A 21,041-nucleotide genomic window follows, 5' to 3' on the forward strand; every position below is an offset into this window, starting at 1 on the left:
CCATGAAAACTGCCATTGCATTGCGCCACATTCACTTCGAAGACGTTGGCACCCTGGATGCCGTTCTGGCCGAAGAAGGCTATACGCTGATTTACCTGGACCCCACAGTCGACGCCATCTACAGCGAGCAGGTGTTGCAGGCCGACTTGCTGATCGTACTCGGCGGCCCTATCGGGGCCCATGACGAGCAGCTGTATCCGTTTTTGCACGACGAATTGAAGCTGGTGCGCCAGCGCGTTGCGTCCGGTAATCCCCTGCTGGGCATCTGCCTCGGTGCGCAATTGATCGCCCGGGCCATGCACGCCAACGTCTACCCGATGGGGGTCAAGGAGATCGGTTTTTCACCGCTGACCCTGACCGCGGCCGGTCAGGACTCGCCGCTCGCCGCGCTGATGGACACCCCCGTGCTGCACTGGCACGGCGACCAGTTCGATGTGCCGGAAGGCGCTGTGCTGCTGGCCAGTACCCAGGTGGGTGCTCATCAGGCATTCGCCGTGGGCAACACGATTCTCGGCCTGCAATTTCACCTCGAAGCCGATACAGCCAACATCGAGCAATGGCTGGTTGGCCATGCCAGCGAACTGGCTCAAACCGGAATCGATCCTGTCGCGTTGCGGAGCGAGGCCATTAACCTCGGCGACCGCCTGACCCGCGCCGCGGGCCACGTCATGCGGGCCTGGCTGAACAACCTGGGCACCCCGATAAAACACTAAAGGCGGTCGGGCAACCTCCCCCCGCATTTGCACCGTGTAAAACCACCTGAAAATACCGTCAAGGATGAGGAGTCAAAAATGATCGTAGTTTTGTTTGAGTTGCAGGCACTGCCAGGCCAGGGCGAGACCTATGTTGACCTGGTCAACAAGCTGACCCCGCTGCTTGAACCCATGAGCGGGTTTATCTCCGTCGAGTGCTTTCAAAGCACGCTGAACCCCAAGAAGGTAATGTCGGTCACCACCTGGCGCGATGAGGAAGCCGTAGTGCAGTGGCGCAACGTGACAGCCCACCTGTCGGCCCAGCGCGCCGGGCGCGACAAAATCTTCGATGACTATCGCGTGCGCGTGACATCGGTGATTCGTGATTACGGCCTGCGTGATCGCGAACAGGCACCGTACAACGTAGTGGTCGACGGTGAACCCGCCACGGCTGCCGCGGTGGTATAACCCCGTATTCTCGTCAGCTGCACAGGGGCGAGAGATTTATTGTCGGTGGTTGTGGTGAGCGGCAAGGCGCCTGGACGACCGGGCGCACCCGCTACCAATCTGTTGAGTCTCTAGCTGGATGCTGATGGCCGACATTGCAGTGCTTCGGCTACGTGGCTGCGACCGAAAGCGTCTACGTGTTCCCGCCAACTCCTTATTCACAGGCGGTCGATTACTCCAACAAATATATAAGGACTTCACGACCATCATGAACTATCCAGACTTCCTGCCGTTTGCCAAACCCTCTATCGACGAAGCCACGATCGCAGCCGTCGGCGACGTCTTGCGCTCCGGCTGGATTACCAGTGGGCCTAAGGTCCAGTTATTCGAAGCGCAGCTCTCGGACTATTTCGGCGGACGCCCGGTACGGACGTTCAATTCCGGAACCTGCACCATGGAGATCGCCTTGCGCATCGCGGGTATCGGTGCTGGTGACGAAGTCATCACCACTCCGATCTCGTGGGTTGCAACGGCCAACGTGATCATTGAAGTGGGTGCGACCCCTGTGTTTGTCGACGTTGATCCAGTCACTCGCAATATCGATCTGGCTCAAATCGAAGCGGCAATCACACCACGGACCAAGGCGATCATTCCGGTCTATCTATCGGGTCTGCCGCTGGATATGGATCGTTTATATGCGCTGGCGAAAAAACACAACCTGCGGGTGGTGGAGGATGCTGCACAAGCGTTGGGCTCGTCCTGGAAAGGCGAGCGCATCGGGGCTTTTGGTGATTTTGTGTCCTTCAGCTTCCAGGCCAACAAGAACATCACCTCATCCGAAGGCGGTTGCTTGGTGCTGAATAATCTCGAAGAGGCACGTCTTGCCGAGAAACACCGGTTGCAGGGTGTCACTCGCAGCGGCTTCGATGGTTTGGATGTGGATGTCCTGGGCGGCAAATACAATATGACCGACATTGCCGCGACCATCGGCCTGGGCCAGTTCGCGCATATTGAAGCGATCACTGCCCATCGTCGAGAGTTGGCTAAATACTATTTCGAGTGCCTCGGCAGTGATTTCGAAGCGAAATACGGTGCTCAACTACCGGTCGCCGATTTCGAGAACAGCAACTGGCACATGTTTCAGCTAGTGCTGCCAGAGCGTCAGGACGGTAAGTCGGCCCGGGCTACGTTTATGGAGCAGATGCAAGAGCACGGTGTCGGCATCGGCTGTCATTACCCCTCGATCCACTTATTGAGCTTGTACCGCGCGCGCGGCTTCAAGGAAGGTATGTTCCCGATTGCAGAACGGGTTGGCCGTCTGATCGTTTCGCTGCCGATGTTCAATGCCATGACAACAAGGGACGTCGAACGCTCGGTGGAAGCAGTGAAAGCAGTACTGCGATGCCGATGATGCTCATCATTCGTTTGAGGTTGTACGCGAGCACATGAAGGCTCATCTCAGTGCTTACTCTCGGCAGTGTTTTGGTCAGGAAGTGGGTACTTCCCATCCAGAACTTGAGCGTTCCCAGTAAGCTCGTTCGATCTCAAACTTTTCCTGGGTGCGTTCAAGTCCTTTGCCAGGCTTAAGCGACTCGGTGTATTTGAGCGTACGGGCCGCTAAGCGCGTGCTTCCATCTGGCTGCTTGATTGTGAGCAGAAAATCCGTCGTCATCACAAAAGGCACCTTGGTGCCTGGATAAACGGGATAACGAGTATTCAAAGCATGAGCAATCGACTGAACCGCAGATTGCGGAAGGATGGGAAATTGCTCACGTATGTCCAAGACATCTGGGGAAAACTCGGCTACGAGCAAATACCCGTATTCAAGATCAGACAAGAGGTGATGGAGTCGATCAACCTTTACTCCATGCACCTTGCGCGAACGGCCATGAGACGGAACGTCCTAGGAAATTATCAGCCCTGTGAATAAGTCTGATCACCGCTACCAGACTAAACCTTCAGCATGATCACTATCCAAAATCGGACATCTGGTGGAGGACATAAAAAAGAAAAGCCCCTGAAATCAGGGGCTTTTGGCATTGTGTCGAAATCTATTGTCTGAAACCAAACAGCTCAATCATCTGTGGATAACTTATTCCACAGTTACCGACTTCGCCAGGTTACGCGGCTGGTCGACGTCGGTGCCTTTGAGTACGGCAACGTAGTACGACAGCAGCTGCAGCGGGATGGTGTAGAGAATCGGCGACAGGATGTCGTGGATGTGCGGCATGTGCACCACGTGAGTGCCTTCACCGTTGGTCATGCCGGCCTTCTCGTCAGCGAAGACGATCAACTGGCCACCGCGGGCGCGGACTTCCTGAAGGTTGGACTTCAACTTCTCCAGCAGCTCGTTGTTCGGCGCCACGGTCACCACTGGCATGTCGTTATCCACAAGCGCCAACGGGCCGTGTTTCAGCTCGCCGGCTGGATAGGCTTCGGCGTGGATGTAGGAGATTTCCTTGAGCTTGAGTGCCCCTTCCATCGCTACCGGGAACTGCGCGCCACGGCCGAGGAACAGCGTGTGGTGTTTCTCGGCGAACAGCTCGGAGATTTTTTCCACGGTGCTGTCCATGGCCAGCGCTTCGCCCAGACGGGTTGGCAGTCGACGCAGTTCTTCGACCAGCGTCGCTTCGACGCCTTTGGCCAAGGTGCCACGAACCTGGCCCAGGGACAGCGTCAGCAACAACAGGCCAACCAATTGCGTGGTGAAGGCTTTGGTCGAAGCCACGCCGATTTCACGACCGGCCTGGGTCAGCAGGGTCAGATCGGATTCACGCACCAGCGAGCTGATGCCGACGTTGCAGATCGCCAGGCTGGCGAGGAAGCCCAGTTCCTTGGCATTGCGCAGCGCGGCCAGGGTGTCGGCAGTCTCACCAGACTGGGAAATGGTCACGAACAAGGTGTCCGGCTGCACCACCACCTTGCGGTAGCGGAACTCGCTGGCGACTTCGACCTGGCAAGGAATGCCGGCCAGCTCTTCGAGCCAGTAACGCGCGACCATGCCGGCGTGGTAGCTGGTGCCGCACGCGACGATCTGTACGTTGCGCACTTTGGCGAACAGTTCGGCAGCCTGTGGGCCGAACGCCTGTACCAGTACCTGGTTCTGGCTCAGGCGACCTTCCAGGGTGCGCTGCACCACGGACGGTTGCTCGTGGATTTCCTTGAGCATGAAGTGGCGGAACTCGCCCTTTTCAGCGGCTTCGGCACCGTCGCGGTATTGCACGGTCTCGCGCTCGACAGCCTGGCCGTCAACGTCCCAGATCTGCACGCTGTCGCGGCGGATTTCGGCGATATCGCCTTCTTCCAGGTACATGAAGCGGTCGGTGACCTGGCGCAGGGCCAATTGGTCGGACGCGAGGAAGTTTTCCCCCAGGCCCAGGCCAATGACCAACGGGCTGCCACTGCGGGCCGCAACCAGGCGATCCGGTTGCTGCGCGCTGATCACCGCCAGGCCGTAAGCACCGTGCAACTCTTTGACGGTCGCCTTGAGGGCCACGGACAGATCGCGCAGATCCTTGAGTTTGTGGTTCAGCAGGTGGGAGATGACTTCGGTGTCGGTGTCCGAGGTGAACACATAGCCCAAGGCCTTGAGTTGTTCACGCAGGGCTTCATGGTTTTCGATGATGCCGTTGTGCACCACCGCCAGGTCGCCGGAGAAATGCGGGTGAGCATTGCGCTCGCATGGCGCACCGTGGGTGGCCCAGCGCGTGTGGGCAATACCCAGTCGACCCACCAACGGTTCGGTGGCCAATGCCTGCTCCAGCTCACTGACCTTGCCCGGACGACGCAGGCGCTCGAGTTTTTCATCGTTGGTGTAGACCGCCACGCCAGCGCTGTCATACCCACGGTACTCGAGGCGCTTCAGGCCTTCGACGAGGATGGCGGTGATATTACGTTCTGCGACTGCGCCGACAATTCCACACATGCTATTTCTCCTGACTGATAGCCGCGCATATCAAATTGATGCCGCGGGCCTGAATCTGATCGCGAGCCTCAAGCGGCAGGCGTTCATCCGTAATAAGGGTATGGACACTGCTCCAGGGCAGCTCCAGGTTGGGAATCTTGCGGCCGATCTTGTCGGCCTCCACCATCACGACCACTTCGCGGGCGACTTCGGCCATGACCCGGCTCAGCCCGAGCAGTTCGTTGAAGGTGGTTGTACCGCGAACCAGATCGATGCCGTCGGCCCCGATAAACAGCTGGTCAAAGTCGTAAGAGCGTAGAACCTGCTCGGCAACCTGCCCCTGAAAGGACTCGGAGTGCGGGTCCCACGTACCCCCGGTCATCAACAGCACCGGTTCGTGCTCAAGTTCGCTCAAGGCATTGGCGACATGCAGCGAGTTGGTCATCACCACCAGACCGGGTTGCTGCCCGAGTTCCGGAATCATTGAGGCGGTGGTACTGCCACTGTCGATAATGATGCGCGCATGCTCGCGAATCCGTGCGACGGCGGCACGGGCGATGGCTTGCTTGTATATGGAAACCGGCTGACCAAGGTCCGCGACCAGCTCCTGAGGCATGGTGATCGCCCCGCCGTAACGACGCAGCAACAGACCATTGCTTTCAAGTGCCGCCAGATCCTTGCGAATCGTCACTTCCGAGGTTTCGAAGCGCTTGGCCAACTCATCCACACTGACTTCGCCCTGCTCATTGAGCAAGGCGAGGATGTTGTGACGACGTTGAGGTGTGTTGCGCTTCGACATGAGCTGGTAAGTTTCGATTCGAAAGATATCGGAAGCAATCAAAACCTATCGGCGAAACTTCGTCAAGCGTGTTGCGACAAAAAGATCTGTGGATAAAAGCATCGCGGGCAAGCCCGCTCCCACAGGTTGGCGAATACCGTTGTGGGAGCGGGCTTGCCCGCGAATGCAATGGATCAGGCTGTGAATAACTTCAGCCGATCATTGGGATGTGGATAACTCAGCCCTTCTTGATCTTCTCCGGCCGCTTCCAGCCGTCGATATTCTTCTGACGAGCACGCCCGATGGCCAACTGGGATTTATCCACAGTCGAGGTAATCGTCGAACCGGCCGCGGTGGTCGCACCCGCCAGGATATCCACAGGCGCCACCAACGAGTTGTTGGAACCAATGAACACATCTTCGCCCAACACGGTTTTCCACTTGTTGGCGCCGTCATAGTTACAGGTGATGGTACCGGCACCGATGTTGGTACGCGCCCCCACTTCGGCATCGCCCAGATAAGTCAGGTGACCGGCCTTGGCGCCTTCGCCCATGTGAGCGTTTTTCAACTCGACGAAGTTACCCACATGCGCCCGGGCTTCCAGCACGGTGCCTGGACGCAGACGTGCGAACGGGCCGGCATCGCTGCCTTCACCCAGAATGGCGCCTTCGATATGGCTGTTGGCCTTGATGACCACGCCCTTGCGCAGGGTGCTGTCCTTGATCACGCAGTTCGGGCCAATCACCACGTCATCTTCAATGACGACCTTGCCTTCGAGGATCACGTTAATGTCGATCAGCACGTCGCGGCCTACTGTCACGTCTCCGCGCATATCGAAACGTGCCGGGTCGCGCAGCGTCACACCTTGAGCCATCAAACGACGACCGGCGCGCAATTGATAATGCCGTTCCAGTTCGGACAGCTGCTTGCGGTCATTGGCGCCCTGCACTTCCATAGCGTCGTGCGGTTGCTCGGTGGCCACCACCAGACCATCGCTCACTGCCATGGCGATGATGTCGGTCAGGTAATACTCGCCCTGGGCGTTGTTATTGGAGAGTCGACTCATCCAGTCACCAAGACGGGCAAACGGCAGCGCCAGAATGCCGGTATTGCCTTCGGTGATTTTGCGTTCGGCTTCATTGGCATCTTTCTGTTCGACGATGGCTGCAACCTTGCCAGCGGCATCACGAACAATACGGCCGTAACCCGTCGGGTCATCCAGTTCGACGGTGAGCAAGCCCAACTGCTGCGGCCCCACCTGCTTGAGCAGGCGCTGCAGGGTTTCAACTTCGATCAACGGCACATCACCGTAGAGCACCAGCACGGTGTCGGACTGAATGAACGGCACGGCTTGAGCAACGGCGTGGCCGGTACCCAACTGTTTATCCTGCAGGACGAAATTCAGATCATCCGCTGCCAGGCGGTCGCGCACGGCATCGGCGCCATGACCGATCACGACGTGGATGCGCTGTGGATCAAGTTGCCTGGCGCTGTGGATAACATGGCCGAGCATGGAGTTGCCGGCAATCGGGTGCAAAACTTTCGGCAAAGCGGAACGCATGCGCGTGCCTTGGCCAGCAGCGAGAATAACGATTTCAAGAGACATAACTGGCTACCAATCCTGGGTGGTCAGCGGCTGCGACCGGGTTGTAAAAATCGGAAAAGAAAAAAGGGTAGCCGAGGCTACCCTTTTTAATCAATCACACAACAAATGCAGCCTTAGTGGCCGAACTTCTTGCGGATCTGCTGGACGGTGCGCAGCTGAGCTGCAGCCTCGGCCAGACGTGCGGCAGCAGAACCGTAATCGAATTCCGCGCCTCGCTCGTGCAGGGCTTTCTCGGCAGCCTTAACGGCTTCCAAAGCTGCGGCTTCGTCCAGGTCGGCAGCGCGTTGCACGGTGTCGGCAAGAACCTTGACCATGTTCGGCTGAACCTCGAGGAAACCACCGGAGATGTAATACACCTCCTCTTCCCCGCCCTGCTTGACCAGGCGGATCGGACCTGGCTTCAGATTAGTGATCAGCGGCGCGTGACCCAGGGCGATACCAAGATCACCCAGTGCACCGTGCGCAATCACCATCTCGACCAGACCGGAAAAGATTTCTCCTTCCGCGCTGACGATATCGCAATGGACTGTCATAGCCATCTGATTGCCTCAACCTAAATTAGCGCCCGTTGCCGGGCGCCGGGATTACAGTTTCTTGGCTTTCTCGATCGCTTCTTCGATGCCGCCAACCATGTAGAACGCTTGTTCTGGCAGGTGGTCGTAGTCACCGTTGAGGATGCCTTTGAAGCCAGCAATGGTGTCTTTCAGGGAAACGTATTTACCCGAAGCACCGGTGAAGACTTCAGCCACGAAGAACGGCTGCGACAAGAAGCGCTGGATCTTACGAGCACGGTTTACCAACTGCTTGTCGGCTTCCGACAGCTCGTCCATACCCAGGATCGCAATGATGTCCTTCAGTTCTTTGTAACGCTGCAGCACGTACTGAACACCGCGAGCGGTTTCGTAGTGGTCGTTGCCGATCACGTTCGGGTCCAGCTGACGCGAAGTCGAGTCCAGTGGGTCTACCGCCGGGTAGATACCCAGGGAAGCGATGTCACGGGACAGAACGACGGTGGCGTCCAAGTGGGCGAAGGTGGTCGCTGGCGACGGGTCGGTCAAGTCGTCCGCTGGTACGTATACCGCCTGGATCGAAGTAATCGAACCTTGCTTGGTCGAAGTGATGCGCTCTTGCAGCACGCCCATCTCTTCAGCCAGGGTCGGCTGGTAACCTACTGCCGAAGGCATACGGCCCAGCAGTGCGGATACTTCAGTACCGGCCAGGGTGTAACGATAGATGTTGTCGACGAACAGCAGAACGTCGTTACCTTCGTCACGGAACTTCTCGGCCATGGTCAGGCCGGTCAGGGCTACGCGCAGACGGTTTCCCGGCGGCTCGTTCATCTGACCGTAAACCAGTGCCACTTTGTCCAGAACGTTGGAGTCCTTCATCTCGTGGTAGAAGTCGTTACCCTCACGAGTACGCTCACCCACACCGGCGAACACGGAATAACCGCTGTGCTCGATGGCGATGTTACGGATCAGTTCCATCATGTTTACGGTCTTGCCTACACCGGCACCACCGAACAGACCGACTTTACCGCCCTTGGCGAACGGGCAAACCAGGTCGATAACCTTGATGCCTGTTTCCAGCAGCTCGTTGCCACCGGCTTGTTCAGCGAAGGTTGGCGCAGGACGGTGAATGCCCCAGCGCTCTTCTTCGCCGATCGGGCCAGCTTCGTCGATCGGGTTGCCCAGTACGTCCATGATCCGGCCCAGGGTCGCTTTACCGACCGGTACGGAGATGGCTGCGCCAGTGTTGTTGACGTCCAGACCGCGCTTCAAGCCTTCGGTGGAGCCCATCGCAATGGTACGAACCACGCCGTCGCCCAGCTGCTGCTGAACTTCCAGAGTGGTTTCGGCGCCTTGAACTTTCAAGGCGTCGTAGATGCTCGGTACGCTGTCGCGTGGAAATTCCACGTCGATAACGGCGCCGATGATTTGAACGATACGTCCGCTACTCATAGCTGGATCCTCTGAATATTTGAACCGTTAAACCGCGGCAGCGCCGCCGACGATTTCCGAGATCTCTTGGGTGATCGCAGCCTGACGCGCCTTGTTGTAGACCAGCTGCAAATCGCTGATCAAATCACCGGCGTTGTCGGTAGCGTTCTTCATCGCGATCATCCGCGCAGCTTGTTCAGCCGCGTTGTTCTCGACCACCGCCTGGTAGACCTGCGACTCCACGTAACGGACCATCAAGCCGTCGAGCAGCTCCTTGGCATCCGGTTCGTAGAGATAGTCCCAGTGGTGCTTGAGTTCTTGATCCGGGGTTGCCACCAGTGGAATCAACTGCTCCACGGTAGGCTGTTGTGTCATGGTGTTGATGAACTTGTTGGACACCACGGACAGGCGGTCAATACGGCCGTCCAGGTAGGCATCCAGCATCACCTTGACGCTGCCGATCAGATCATTGATCGACGGCTCTTCACCCAGGTGGCTGATAGCTGCAACGACGTTACCGCCGAAGTTGCGGAAGAAAGCCGCACCCTTGCTACCCACTACACACAGATCGATCTCGACGCCGTTTTCGCGGTTTACCGCCATGTCCTTGACCAAAGCCTTGAACAGGTTGGTGTTCAAGCCACCACACAGACCACGGTCACTGCTCACTACGACATAACCGACGCGCTTTACTTCACGGTCGATCATGAACGGGTGGCGATATTCCGGGTTAGCGTTGGCCAGATGGCCAATAACCTGGCGGATGCGCTCCGCATAAGGACGGCTAGCAGCCATGCGCATTTGTGCCTTGCGCATTTTGCTGACCGCCACTTTTTCCATGGCGCTGGTAATCTTTTGCGTGCTTTTGATGCTCGCAATCTTACTGCGAATCTCTTTTGCGCCTGCCATGTAACACCTATCAGGTTAGCAAGCGGGAGCCGCTAGGCTCCCGCTGCGGCTTACCAGGTTTGGGTGGCCTTGAACTTCTCGATACCGGCTTTCAGGCCGCCATCGATCTCGTCATTGAAGTCACCCTTCACGTTGATCTTCGCCATCAAGTCGGCGTGATCGCGGTTGAAGTAAGCAATCAGCGCTTGTTCGAAGCTGCCGATCTTGGCGATTTCAACGTCGGTCAGGAACCCACGCTCAGCGGCATACAGCGACAGCGACATGTCGGCGATCGACATTGGCGCGTATTGCTTCTGCTTCATCAGCTCGGTAACGCGCTGACCATGCTCAAGTTGCTTACGGGTCGCTTCGTCCAGGTCAGAAGCGAACTGGGCGAATGCCGCCAGTTCACGGTACTGAGCCAGAGCGGTACGGATACCACCGGACAGCTTCTTGATGATCTTGGTCTGAGCGGCACCACCCACACGGGATACCGAAACACCGGCGTTCACTGCAGGGCGGATGCCCGAGTTGAACATGGCCGATTCCAGGAAGATCTGACCGTCGGTGATGGAAATCACGTTGGTCGGAACGAACGCGGAAACGTCGCCAGCCTGGGTTTCGATGATCGGCAGTGCGGTCAGGGAACCGGTTTTGCCGGTCACTGCGCCGTTGGTGAACTTCTCTACGTACTCTTCCGAAACGCGGGATGCGCGCTCCAGCAGACGGGAGTGGAGATAGAACACGTCGCCTGGGTAAGCTTCACGGCCTGGTGGACGGCGCAGCAGCAGGGAAATCTGGCGGTAAGCCACTGCTTGCTTGGACAGATCGTCATAAACGATCAGCGCGTCTTCACCGCGGTCGCGGAAGTATTCGCCCATGGTGCAACCGGAGTACGGAGCCAGGAACTGCAGTGCTGCAGATTCCGAAGCGCTCGCTGCAACGATGATGGTGTTAGCCAGTGCACCGTTTTCTTCCAGCTTGCGAACAACGTTGGCGATGGTCGATTGCTTCTGACCGATTGCTACGTAGACGCAGAAAATGCCGCTGTCTTTCTGATTGATGATCGCGTCGATCGCCAGAGCGGTTTTACCGATCTGACGGTCACCGATGATCAGCTCACGCTGGCCACGGCCGACAGGGATCATGGCATCGACAGCCTTGTAGCCAGTCTGTACAGGCTGGTCTACCGACTTACGCCAGATCACGCCTGGAGCAACTTTCTCGACCGCGTCGGTCTCGGTGTTGTTCAGCGGACCTTTGCCGTCAACCGGGTTACCCAGTGCGTCGACTACGCGACCCAGCAGTTCCTTACCAACCGGAACCTCCAGGATGCGGCCAGTGCACTTGGCGCTCATGCCTTCAGCCAGAGTCTGGTATGCGCCCAATACAACGGCACCTACAGAGTCTTGCTCCAGGTTGAGGGCCATGCCGAAGACGCCGCCCGGAAACTCGATCATCTCGCCGTACATTACGTCGGCCAGACCGTGAATCCGCACGATGCCGTCAGATACGCTGACGACAGTGCCTTCGTTACGGGCTTGGGAGGTCACATCGAGCTTGTCGATGCGGCCCTTGATAATTTCACTTATTTCGGAAGGATTGAGTTGCTGCATTGCTCTGCTGCCCCTTCAAACTCAAGATTTCAATGCTTCGGCAAGTTTCGCGATTTTGCCGCGAATCGAGCCATCGATAACCAGGTCGCCGGCGCGGATGACAACACCCCCAATAAGGGATGAATCTTCCTCGACTTGCAGGCGCACTTCCCGGTTGAGTCGTGCACTGAGAACCTTGGCGAGTTTGTCTTGCTGTTCTTGGTTCAATGCGAAGGCACTGGTCACTTCAACGTCTACCGATTTCTCTTGCTCGGCCTTGTACAGGTCGAACAGAGCGGCGATCTCCGGCAACAGCGGGAGACGGTCGTTTTCGGCAACGACGTGAATGAAGTTCTGTGCCTTTACATCAAACTTGTCGCCGCACACGTCAATGAACGTGGCGGCCTTTTCTGCGCTCGTCAGTCGCGGGGCCTTGAGCACGCGCTGCATGGTGTCGTCTTCCGACACCGCTGCTGCCAGGCCGAGCATGGCTGACCAATTGGCCAGTTGCTGGTGGGCCTGAGCGTGCTCGAAGGCCGCCTTAGCGTAAGGTCGGGCCAACGTGGTCAGTTCTGCCATGATCGCCCTCGCTTAGATTTCAGCAGCCAGTTGGTTAACCAGCTCTGCGTGCGCGTTTTGATCGATTGCTTTGCCCAGGATCTTCGAAGCACCGCCAACGGCCAGGCTACCCACTTGGGCGCGCAGCGCGTCTTTGACGCTGTTCAGTTCCTGTTCGATCTCGGCCTGAGCCTGAGCCTTCACACGGTCAGCTTCGACGCGAGCCTGTTCACGGGCTTCGTCGACAATCTGGGTACCGCGTTTCTTGGCTTGCTCGATGATTTCAGCTGCCTGAGCTTTCGCTTCGCGCAGTTGCTGACCCGCTTTCTCTTGGGCCAACTCCAGGTCGCGAGCTGCTCGGCTGGCAGCGTCCAGACCATCAGCGATCTTCTTTTGACGTTCGTGCAGTGCCGTGATGACCGGAGGCCATACGAACTTCATGCAGAACAGTACAAAAATCAGGAACGCAACGGACTGGCCAATCAGGGTCGCATTAATGTTCACGCCAACACCTCGCAGTTACGTTGTCCATCACACCAAATTACCCGGAAGATCCGAGTAATTAGCCAGCGATTTGACCAACGAACGGGTTCGCAAAGGTGAAGAACAGAGCGATACCAACACCGATCATGGTTACGGCGTCGAGCAGACCGGCAACGATGAACATTTTAACTTGCAGCATTGGAACCATTTCTGGCTGACGCGCTGCGCCTTCCAGGAACTTGCCGCCCAGCAGGCCGAAACCAATTGCGGTACCCAGTGCGCCCAGGCCGATCAACAGTGCAACAGCGATAGCGGTTAGACCAACTACAGTTTCCATCTTTCCTCCCGACTTTTACGTCGTATGGTTTAGGTTTTTTAGATTAAAGCGGTAAAACAAATCGTTTCAGAGGCTCCGTGAAGAGCCCCTTCCCGTTTTACCGGGAAGGACATCAGACTAGTCGAGACTGGCCTTAATGGTTTTCTTCGTGCGCCATCGACAGGTAGACGATGGTCAGCATCATGAAGATGAACGCCTGCAGGGTGATGATCAGGATGTGGAACACAGCCCACGCCCACTGCAGAACAACGCCCAGGCCACTCAGCCAGAGCAGGCCGCTGCCGAACATCACAGCGATCAGAATGAAGACCAGCTCGCCGGCATACATGTTGCCGAACAGACGCAGAGCCAGGGAGATCGGCTTGGCAATCAGGGTCACGAATTCCAGCAGGAAGTTCACCGGGATCAGCAGGGCTTGAACGAAGATGTTCTTGCTGCCGAACGGGTGCAGGGTCAGCTCGCCGATGAAGCCACCGAGGCCCTTGATCTTGATGCTGTAGAAAATGATCAGCGCGAACACCGAGAAGGCCATGGCCAGAGTAGCGTTCGGGTCGGTGGTCGACACGGCACGGAACGGGATGTGGTGGTCGCCGGAGATCAGGATGGCCAGTTGAGGAATCCAGTCGACCGGTACCAGGTCGACGGCGTTCATCAGGAACACCCAGACGAAGATGGTCAGTGCCAGTGGTGCAACCACCGGGCTACGGCCATGGAAGCTGTCTTTCACGCTGCCATCGACGAATTCGACCAATACTTCAACGAAGTTCTGCAAAGCACCAGGTACACCGGTAGTCGCTTTCTTGGCCGCCATGCGGAAAAGAAGAACGAAAAACAGACCCAACGCGACCGACCAGCCGAGGGTATCGACGTGGAAAGCCCAGAAGCCCATTTCCTTGGCTTCTGCTGCGGTGTGGGCAAAGCCCCAGCCGCCGGTAGGGAGCTGACCGAAGGTCAGGTTCTGCAAGTGGTGCTGGATATAGCCCGAAGCGGTTGTTTCTGCCATGGTTGCCTCAAACGCCCTAAGGTCTCGAAAGTCTTGTTCTCATCAGCAGGGGAGCGAACCAGCTGACCAGTTGGGTCAGCACGAAGACGCCGAATACAGCCAGCGGCGCCAATGGCTTCACACCTGCGAACGTCAATGCAAAAAGCACCGCCGTCAAAATCAGTTTGCCCGCCTCGCCAGCATAAAATGACCGGACGATGGCTTGAGCTGCCCGGGCGCCGGAAAACCGAAATGCCCTATGAGCGAAATAAACATTGGGAAGCAAGGCTATCAGGCCTCCGCAAAGTCCCGAGTACCCGGCAACGACTCCATACCGTTGCCAGAGCGCCAGAGCGGCAATGAGCAGAACGACAAATTGAGCCATTAACACCGGAAAAACTGCCAGGCGATGGAACGGCAAGCGGTTTGGCGTGCGGGTTTCCATCACTTTTGCTCTCCAATGGCCGGCTGCCGAAATTCAATAACTTGGCATAATTTGTGCCGACAAAATGCGCGCAGAGTATAGGGGCGGTTCTGCCCCTATTCAACTGTCAGGTAGTGATTTCCCTCTGCACGCTACATGAGGAAATGTTTCAGCGGATATGTGCGAGTACGCCTTGAAGCTCATCCAGTGAGTTGTAACCAATCACCAACTGCCCTTTACCCTTCTTACCGTGGCGAATCTGCACCGCAGAGCCTAGGCGCTCGGCCAGACGCTGCTCGAGACGGGCGATATCCGGGTCCGGTTTTGCCGGTTCAACAGGCTCCGGTTTGCCACTCAACCACTGGCGAACCAGTGCCTCAGTCTGGCGCACGGTCAGCCCGCGTGCGACAACATGTCGCGCCCCTTCAATCTGTTGATTTTCCGGCAAACCGAGCAAAGCACGGGCATGCCCCATTTCCAGGTCGCCGTGGGACAGCATGGTCTTGATGACTTCCGGCAAGGAAATCAGGCGCAGCAGGTTAGCCACCGTCACCCGGGACTTGCCCACGGCCTCGGCCACCTGTTGCTGAGTCAGCTGGAACTCCTGCTGCAATCGCTGCAGGGCCACCGCTTCTTCAATCGGGTTCAGGTCTTCGCGCTGAATGTTCTCGATCAGCGCAATGGCGATCGCGGTTTCATCGGGTACATCGCGCACCATCGCCGGGATGGTTTCCTGCCCGGCTTGCTGACTGGCACGCCAGCGACGTTCGCCCGCAATGATTTCAAAGCGGCCGCTGCCGATCGGGCGAACCACGATGGGCTGCATGACGCCCTGAGCCCTGATCGACTGCGCCAGTTCTTCGAGCGCCTGCGGATCCATGTCACGACGCGGCTGGTATTTGCCGCGCTGGAGCAGATCCAGGGGAAGGTGCTGCAGCTCACGCTGATCGGCTTGCGCCGCTTGTTCTTCCAGCGAGCTGACAGTCGGACCACTCAACAGAGCATCCAGTCCACGTCCGAGACCTCGTTTCTTGACGGCCATGGGGATTCCTTAAGTTGCCTGAGCAGCGGCGATGCGTGAGTTTTTGCGTTGACGACGAACCATTTCGCCCGCCAATGCCAGATAGGCAACGGCGCCCCGCGATGCTTTGTCGTACGCCAGCGCCGGCATGCCGTAGCTTGGCGCTTCGGCCAGACGGATGTTGCGCGGAATGACGGTGTCGTAGAGCTGCTCGCCGAAGTGTTCCTTGAGCTGCGCCGAGACATCGTTCATCAGGCTCAGGCGCGGGTCGTACATCGTACGCAGCAGGCCTTCGACCTTGAGGTTCGGGTTCAGCAGTTCAGCGATACGCTTGATGTTATCCACAAGGTCGCTCAAGCCTTCGAGTGCGAAGTACTCGCACTGCATGGGGATAATTACCCCGTCGGCGGCAACCAGTGCGTTCAAAGTCAGCATCGACAGCGACGGCGGGCAGTCAATCAGAATGTAATCGTAGTTTTCCCGGATCGGCGCCAGTGCGCTGCGCAGACGGCTTTCCTTCATCTGCATTTCCAGCAGTACCACTTCGGCCGCGGTGAGGTCGCGGTTGGCCGGCAACAACTGGTAACCACCGTGTTCGGAGAAGTGCATGGCCTGGGCCAGATCACATTCGCCGATCAACAGGTCGTAGACCGAGTTTTCCAGGCCATGTTTATCCACACCGCTACCCATGGTGGCGTTGCCCTGTGGATCAAGGTCGATCAACAGCACCCGGCGCTTGGTCGCGACCAGGGATGCTGCGAGGTTGATGCAGGTGGTGGTTTTGCCCACGCCACCCTTTTGGTTCGCTATCGCGAATACCTTAGCCATTCTTGCTTGTGTTCCCAATCATGCCGTGCGGCGCAGTATCAGCAGATGGCGTTGGCCTTGGCAACCAGGTACGGCCAGGGCGTGTTCGCTATCGAGGTGGAAGTCTGCCGGCAATGCTACCAGCTCATCGGCCGGATGAACGCCCTTCATTGCCAGCCAGCGTGTTTCGCTATCGCCGAGGTGGCGAGTCCAGTTGCTGAAGTTTTCCATGCTGCTGAACGCCCGGGAAATGATCCCGTTGAACGGCTGGGCAGGCTGGAACGCTTCAACGCGACTGTGGATAACTTGCAGGTTATCCAGTTTGAGTTCGAGTTTGACCTGGGTCAGGAAACGGGTTTTCTTGCCGTTGCTGTCAAGGCACGTCACCTGGGACTCGGGAAACAGGATGGCCAGGGGAATGCCAGGCATGCCGCCGCCACTGCCAACGTCGAGCCAGCGACCGTTTTCGATGAACGACATCACACTCAGACTATCGAGCAAGTGACGGGAAACCATTTCGTCTGGATCACGCACGGCGGTGAGGTTGTAAGCCTTGTTCCATTTGATCAACAGGGCCAGATAACCCAGCAGTTGCGCGTGCTGGGTTTCTGTCAGCGTGACGCCAAGCTGGCGGGCACCTGTGGATAACTCTTCTGCATGTTGCGAAGTGACCAACGAACTCAAGCGCTTTGCTCCAACTGACGGCCCGCGCCGCGTTTTTTCAAATGAATCATCAACAGCGAAATGGCTGCCGGCGTTACGCCCGGGATTCGCGAGGCCTGGCCCAAAGTCTCTGGACGGGTCGCACCGAGCTTGCTCTGGATCTCTTTGGAGAGACCGGAAATGTTCGTGTAATCGATATCCACAGGCAGTTTGGTGTCTTCGCTGGCCCGCAGGCGTGCAATTTCATCCTGTTGACGATCGATGTAACCAGCGTACTTGGTCTTGATTTCGACCTGTTCGGCAACCTGTGGATCTTCTGCGCCGTCACCGGTCACGGCAATCAGACCAGCGTAGTCGATTTCCGGACGACTCAAGAGATTGAGCAGGTTGTATTCGTGAGTCAGCGGCGTGCCGAATTTTTCGGCAATCGCATCGCCCTGCTCGGTGCCCGGGCGTACCCAAGTGCTTTTCAGGCGCTGCTCTTCCAGTTCGATGCTTTCGCGTTTTTTGCAGAAAGCGGCCCAACGCACGTCATCCACCAGGCCCAGTTCGCGACCTTTTTCGGTCAACCGCAGGTCGGCGTTGTCTTCGCGCAGGATCAGGCGGTACTCGGCACGGGACGTGAACATCCGGTACGGTTCCTGGGTACCGAGGGTAATCAGGTCGTCGACCAACACGCCGATGTAGGCCTCGTCGCGACGCGGGCACCAGGCATCTTTGCCTTGCGCACGCAGTGCGGCGTTGGTCCCGGCCAGCAAACCCTGGGCGCCGGCTTCTTCGTAACCGGTGGTGCCGTTGATCTGCCCGGCAAAGAACAATCCGCCGATGACTTTGGTTTCCAGGCTGTATTTCAAATCACGCGGGTCGAAGTAGTCGTACTCGATCGCGTAGCCCGGACGCACGATGTGCGCGTTTTCCATGCCGCGGATCGATTGCACGATCTGCAATTGCACGTCGAATGGCAAGCTTGTGGATATCCCGTTCGGATACAGCTCGTTTGTCGTCAAACCTTCCGGTTCGATGAAGACCTGATGGCTTTCCTTGTCGGCAAAGCGATGGATCTTGTCTTCGATCGATGGGCAATAACGCGGACCGATGCCTTCGATCTCGCCTGCAGCGGAATACATCGGCGAACGGTCGAGGTTCGCAGCAATGATTTCGTGGGTGCGGGCATTGGTGTGGGTAATCCAGCAGCTGACTTGCTGTGGATGCTGTTCCTTGTTGCCCATGAACGACATCACCGGGATCGGCGTATCACCCGGTTGCTCAGACATCACCGAGAAATCCACAGACCGGCCGTCGATACGCGGCGGAGTACCGGTTTTCAAACGACCCACACGCAGTGGCAGTTCACGTAGACGGTGAGCCAGCGCGATCGATGGCGGATCACCGGCGCGACCACCGGAGAAATTCTGCAAACCGATGTGGATAAGTCCACCGAGGAACGTGCCGGTGGTCAACACCACGGAATCGGCGAAGAAACGCAGACCCATTTGTGTGACAACACCACGGACTTGTTCCTGCTCGACGATCAGATCGTCAGCAGCCTGTTGAAATATCCACAGGTTCGGCTGGTTTTCCAGGATTTCGCGGACAGCGGCCTTGTACAGAACCCGGTCTGCCTGGGCACGGGTTGCTCGCACCGCCGGGCCTTTGCGGCTGTTCAACACGCGAAACTGGATGCCACCTTTATCGGTAGCAATGGCCATCGCGCCGCCGAGGGCGTCGATTTCCTTGACCAGATGGCTTTTGCCGATCCCGCCAATGGCCGGGTTGCAACTCATGGCACCGAGGGTTTCCACGTTATGCGTCAGCAACAGGGTTTTCACCCCCATACGTGCTGAGGCCAGTGCTGCCTCGGTACCGGCATGACCGCCGCCGATGACGATCACTTCAAAACGGGAAGGGAAATCCACCACGCACCTCGTGCCTGCTTAAGTAGGTAATTCAGGAATAGTTTGAGCTCAGGTTTTTGGACCTGGTCGACAAGTATAGGGACTTCGCCCTTCCTAAAGAACCCTTTGCACAAAATTTAACCAGCTGTGGAAAAGTCGGAGTTATAGAAATTAAAAAGAAAGAAATTTATTAAATCTTTGTTTTTATGTTTATTTCTATGCACCTGCCTTTCTGTGGATAGATTGACACAGGCCTTTATTTCCAATGTGTACAGAGGTTCAAAACCCTGTGTTCATGTGCCAATGAGGCCCTTGGATAACCGGTGTAAGCCTGTGGATGAAAGAGGTGGTTATCCACAGAGGCGGTTATGTTCAGTTTTCGAGCCCTGTTATCAACTGACCTTAGCTGCGGTTATTCACAGGGCTTAATCCACAGAAAAGCGCCGTTTACTCGAAAATCAGGCACAGGAATCCCGCTCAAGCAGACAAAGTTCGCTCGGCACTCGAGGGTTTATTCAGAAAAGGAGAGAGCAGACAGGCACGAATGGCCTGTCTGTGAACAACAGGAGGGCTATTTACCGATACAGAAGCTGGAAAAAATCCGCCCAAGCAGGTCATCGGAACTGAAAGCGCCGGTGATTTCTCCCAGCGATTGTTGAGCCTGGCGCAAATCCTCGGCCAACAACTCTCCAGCACCGGCCAGGGTCAATTGGGCACGACCATGCTCGAGGGCAGCACTGGCATGACGTAGCGCCTCAAGGTGTCGCCGGCGAGCGCTGAAGCTGCTTTCGGACGTTTGTTCATAGCCCATGCAGGCCTTGAGGTGATCGCGCAGCAGCTCCAGGCCGACACCACCGGACTTGGCGCTCAGGCTGATGGTGACGTGGCCATCTTCGCTGACTTCCAGGGCAATGGCTTCGCCCGTGAGATCGGCCTTGTTGCGGATCAGGGTGACCTTCGCGGGATCGGGACGGATTTCCAGAAACTCCGGCCAGAGTGCGAATGGATCAAGGGCTTCCGGTGCAGTGGCATCGACTACCAGCAGTACCCGATCCGCTTCGCCGATGGCTTTCAAGGCACGCTCGACGCCGATTTTTTCCACATGATCATCGGTATCGCGCAGACCGGCGGTATCCACCACGTGCAGCGGCATGCCATCGATGTGGATATGTTCACGCAGTACGTCACGGGTGGTGCCGGCAATTTCGGTCACGATCGCCGCTTCACGCCCGGCCAGGGCATTGAGCAGGCTGGATTTACCGGCATTCGGACGACCGGCGATGACCACCGTCATGCCGTCACGCAGCAAGGCACCCTGCCCGGCTTCGCGCATGACAGTGGATAACTCGTCGCGCACTTTGTCGAGCATGCTCAGGACGTGGCCATCGGCGAGGAAGTCGATTTCCTCTTCCGGGAAGTCGATGGCCGCTTCGACATAGATTCGCAGGCCGATCAATTGCTCGGTGAGGTTATGCACACGTGACGAGAAAGCCCCCTGCAGGGAGCGCAAAGCGTTGCGCGCTGCCTGGGCGGAACTGGCTTCAATCAGGTCGGCAATGGCTTCGGCCTGGGCGAGGTCAAGTTTGTCGTTGAGGAAGGCGCGCTCACTGAATTCCCCCGGTCGGGCGAGCCGGCAACCCAGTTCAAGGCTGCGCTGGAGCAACATATCCAGAACGATCGGGCCGCCATGGCCCTGGAGTTCCAGGACATCTTCGCCGGTGAACGAGTTTGGTCCTGGAAAATACAGCGCGAGGCCCTGATCCAGCACCTCGTCGTTTTCACTGAAAAACGGACCGTAATGGGCAAATCGCGGCTTGAGTTCGCGACCACTGAAGGCCTTGGCCGCAACGCTGGCCAACGGCCCGGAAATACGGACGATGCCTACGCCGCCGCGACCCTGAGCGGTGGCGACAGCGGCGATGGTTTCACGAGGAGCGCTCATAAACCGGTATCCAGACAAAAGTGACAGATAGCAAAACGCCCCACTAGGGGGCGTCTTGAGTGGTTATCCACAGTGTAAA

The 21,041-nt window shown here is 57.4% G+C and carries 21 protein-coding genes and 1 pseudogene; 3 read left to right on the top strand and 19 right to left on the bottom strand.

The features are described 5' to 3' along the window. Positions 1-2 precede the first annotated feature (2 nt). From PMI28_RS19230 to PMI28_RS19220, 3 genes are all read left to right on the top strand, one after another. Positions 3-713: a glutamine amidotransferase gene (locus tag PMI28_RS19230; RefSeq protein WP_007985035.1), complete on the top strand. Its 711-nt coding sequence runs from the start codon at positions 3-5 to the stop codon at positions 711-713. A 78-nt stretch (positions 714-791) separates the two neighbouring features. Continuing rightward, positions 792-1,160 carry an antibiotic biosynthesis monooxygenase family protein gene (locus tag PMI28_RS19225; protein WP_007985036.1) on the top strand — a complete coding sequence of 123 codons (369 nt, stop codon included), beginning with the start codon at positions 792-794 and terminating at the stop codon, positions 1,158-1,160. Between the two features lie 247 nt (positions 1,161-1,407). After that, a complete protein-coding gene (locus PMI28_RS19220) occupies positions 1,408-2,550 on the top strand; it encodes a DegT/DnrJ/EryC1/StrS family aminotransferase (RefSeq protein WP_007985037.1) in 1,143 nt (380 codons plus the stop codon). On the opposite strand, the pseudogene PMI28_RS29475 reads toward PMI28_RS19220, so the two are convergent. The 19 genes and pseudogenes from PMI28_RS29475 to mnmE all read right to left on the bottom strand — a co-directional run. Further along, positions 2,480-2,665 (bottom strand): annotated as a pseudogene (locus PMI28_RS29475) (hypothetical protein); the annotation flags it as partial. The gene PMI28_RS19220 and the pseudogene PMI28_RS29475 sit on opposite strands and share 71 nt — an antisense overlap. Next, positions 2,626-3,012, bottom strand: coding sequence for a TnsA endonuclease N-terminal domain-containing protein (locus tag PMI28_RS29480; RefSeq protein ID WP_081501399.1), 387 nt, complete (start codon positions 3,010-3,012; stop codon positions 2,626-2,628). The gene PMI28_RS29480 and the pseudogene PMI28_RS29475, both read right to left, overlap by 40 nt. A 219-nt stretch (positions 3,013-3,231) precedes the next feature. Beyond that, positions 3,232-5,064, bottom strand: a complete 1,833-nt coding sequence (gene glmS, locus PMI28_RS19210) for a glutamine--fructose-6-phosphate transaminase (isomerizing) (protein WP_007985040.1) — start codon at positions 5,062-5,064, stop codon at positions 3,232-3,234. 1 nt (position 5,065) lies between these two features. Beyond that, positions 5,066-5,842 (bottom strand): DeoR family transcriptional regulator, encoded by a 777-nt coding sequence (locus PMI28_RS19205; RefSeq protein ID WP_007985041.1) that lies wholly within the window; start codon positions 5,840-5,842, stop codon positions 5,066-5,068. A gap of 217 nt (positions 5,843-6,059) precedes the next feature. After that, positions 6,060-7,427: a bifunctional UDP-N-acetylglucosamine diphosphorylase/glucosamine-1-phosphate N-acetyltransferase GlmU gene (gene glmU, locus PMI28_RS19200; RefSeq protein WP_033063210.1), complete on the bottom strand. Its 1,368-nt coding sequence runs from the start codon at positions 7,425-7,427 to the stop codon at positions 6,060-6,062. Between the two features lie 113 nt (positions 7,428-7,540). Continuing rightward, complete coding sequence (locus PMI28_RS19195) at positions 7,541-7,966, bottom strand: F0F1 ATP synthase subunit epsilon (RefSeq protein WP_007985046.1); 426 nt, start codon at positions 7,964-7,966, stop codon at positions 7,541-7,543. Between the two features lie 45 nt (positions 7,967-8,011). Next, positions 8,012-9,388, bottom strand: a complete 1,377-nt coding sequence (gene atpD / locus PMI28_RS19190) for a F0F1 ATP synthase subunit beta (RefSeq protein WP_007969907.1) — start codon at positions 9,386-9,388, stop codon at positions 8,012-8,014. Between the two features lie 27 nt (positions 9,389-9,415). Further along, positions 9,416-10,276 carry a F0F1 ATP synthase subunit gamma gene (gene atpG, locus PMI28_RS19185; RefSeq protein WP_007934344.1) on the bottom strand — a complete coding sequence of 287 codons (861 nt, stop codon included), beginning with the start codon at positions 10,274-10,276 and terminating at the stop codon, positions 9,416-9,418. A 50-nt stretch (positions 10,277-10,326) separates the two neighbouring features. Then, complete coding sequence (gene atpA / locus PMI28_RS19180; protein WP_007969905.1) at positions 10,327-11,871, bottom strand: F0F1 ATP synthase subunit alpha; 1,545 nt, start codon at positions 11,869-11,871, stop codon at positions 10,327-10,329. Positions 11,872-11,892: 21 nt separating this feature from the next. Continuing rightward, positions 11,893-12,429, bottom strand: coding sequence for a F0F1 ATP synthase subunit delta (locus tag PMI28_RS19175; protein ID WP_007985049.1), 537 nt, complete (start codon positions 12,427-12,429; stop codon positions 11,893-11,895). 12 nt (positions 12,430-12,441) lie between these two features. Next, positions 12,442-12,912 carry a F0F1 ATP synthase subunit B gene (locus tag PMI28_RS19170; protein ID WP_007969903.1) on the bottom strand — a complete coding sequence of 157 codons (471 nt, stop codon included), beginning with the start codon at positions 12,910-12,912 and terminating at the stop codon, positions 12,442-12,444. Between the two features lie 58 nt (positions 12,913-12,970). Further along, positions 12,971-13,228, bottom strand: a complete 258-nt coding sequence (gene atpE, locus PMI28_RS19165; protein ID WP_003097235.1) for a F0F1 ATP synthase subunit C — start codon at positions 13,226-13,228, stop codon at positions 12,971-12,973. Between the two features lie 133 nt (positions 13,229-13,361). After that, on the bottom strand, positions 13,362-14,231 hold the full coding sequence (gene atpB, locus PMI28_RS19160) for a F0F1 ATP synthase subunit A (protein ID WP_007985052.1): 870 nt from the start codon (positions 14,229-14,231) through the stop codon (positions 13,362-13,364). A 16-nt stretch (positions 14,232-14,247) separates the two neighbouring features. Beyond that, positions 14,248-14,655: a F0F1 ATP synthase subunit I gene (locus tag PMI28_RS19155; protein ID WP_007985054.1), complete on the bottom strand. Its 408-nt coding sequence runs from the start codon at positions 14,653-14,655 to the stop codon at positions 14,248-14,250. A 148-nt stretch (positions 14,656-14,803) separates the two neighbouring features. Then, on the bottom strand, positions 14,804-15,676 hold the full coding sequence (locus tag PMI28_RS19150) for a ParB/RepB/Spo0J family partition protein (RefSeq protein WP_007985056.1): 873 nt from the start codon (positions 15,674-15,676) through the stop codon (positions 14,804-14,806). A 9-nt stretch (positions 15,677-15,685) separates the two neighbouring features. Beyond that, positions 15,686-16,483, bottom strand: a complete 798-nt coding sequence (locus tag PMI28_RS19145) for a ParA family protein (RefSeq protein WP_007969897.1) — start codon at positions 16,481-16,483, stop codon at positions 15,686-15,688. 18 nt (positions 16,484-16,501) lie between these two features. Further along, positions 16,502-17,146, bottom strand: a complete 645-nt coding sequence (gene rsmG, locus PMI28_RS19140; protein ID WP_007969895.1) for a 16S rRNA (guanine(527)-N(7))-methyltransferase RsmG — start codon at positions 17,144-17,146, stop codon at positions 16,502-16,504. Next, a complete protein-coding gene (mnmG, locus tag PMI28_RS19135; RefSeq protein WP_007985058.1) occupies positions 17,143-19,041 on the bottom strand; it encodes a tRNA uridine-5-carboxymethylaminomethyl(34) synthesis enzyme MnmG in 1,899 nt (632 codons plus the stop codon). The genes rsmG and mnmG overlap by 4 nt, the downstream gene beginning before the upstream one ends. A gap of 550 nt (positions 19,042-19,591) precedes the next feature. Then, on the bottom strand, positions 19,592-20,962 hold the full coding sequence (gene mnmE / locus PMI28_RS19130; protein WP_007985060.1) for a tRNA uridine-5-carboxymethylaminomethyl(34) synthesis GTPase MnmE: 1,371 nt from the start codon (positions 20,960-20,962) through the stop codon (positions 19,592-19,594). Positions 20,963-21,041: the final 79 nt, after the last annotated feature.

Source organism: Pseudomonas sp. GM48 (genome assembly GCF_000282335.1).
Classification (GTDB): domain Bacteria; phylum Pseudomonadota; class Gammaproteobacteria; order Pseudomonadales; family Pseudomonadaceae; genus Aquipseudomonas.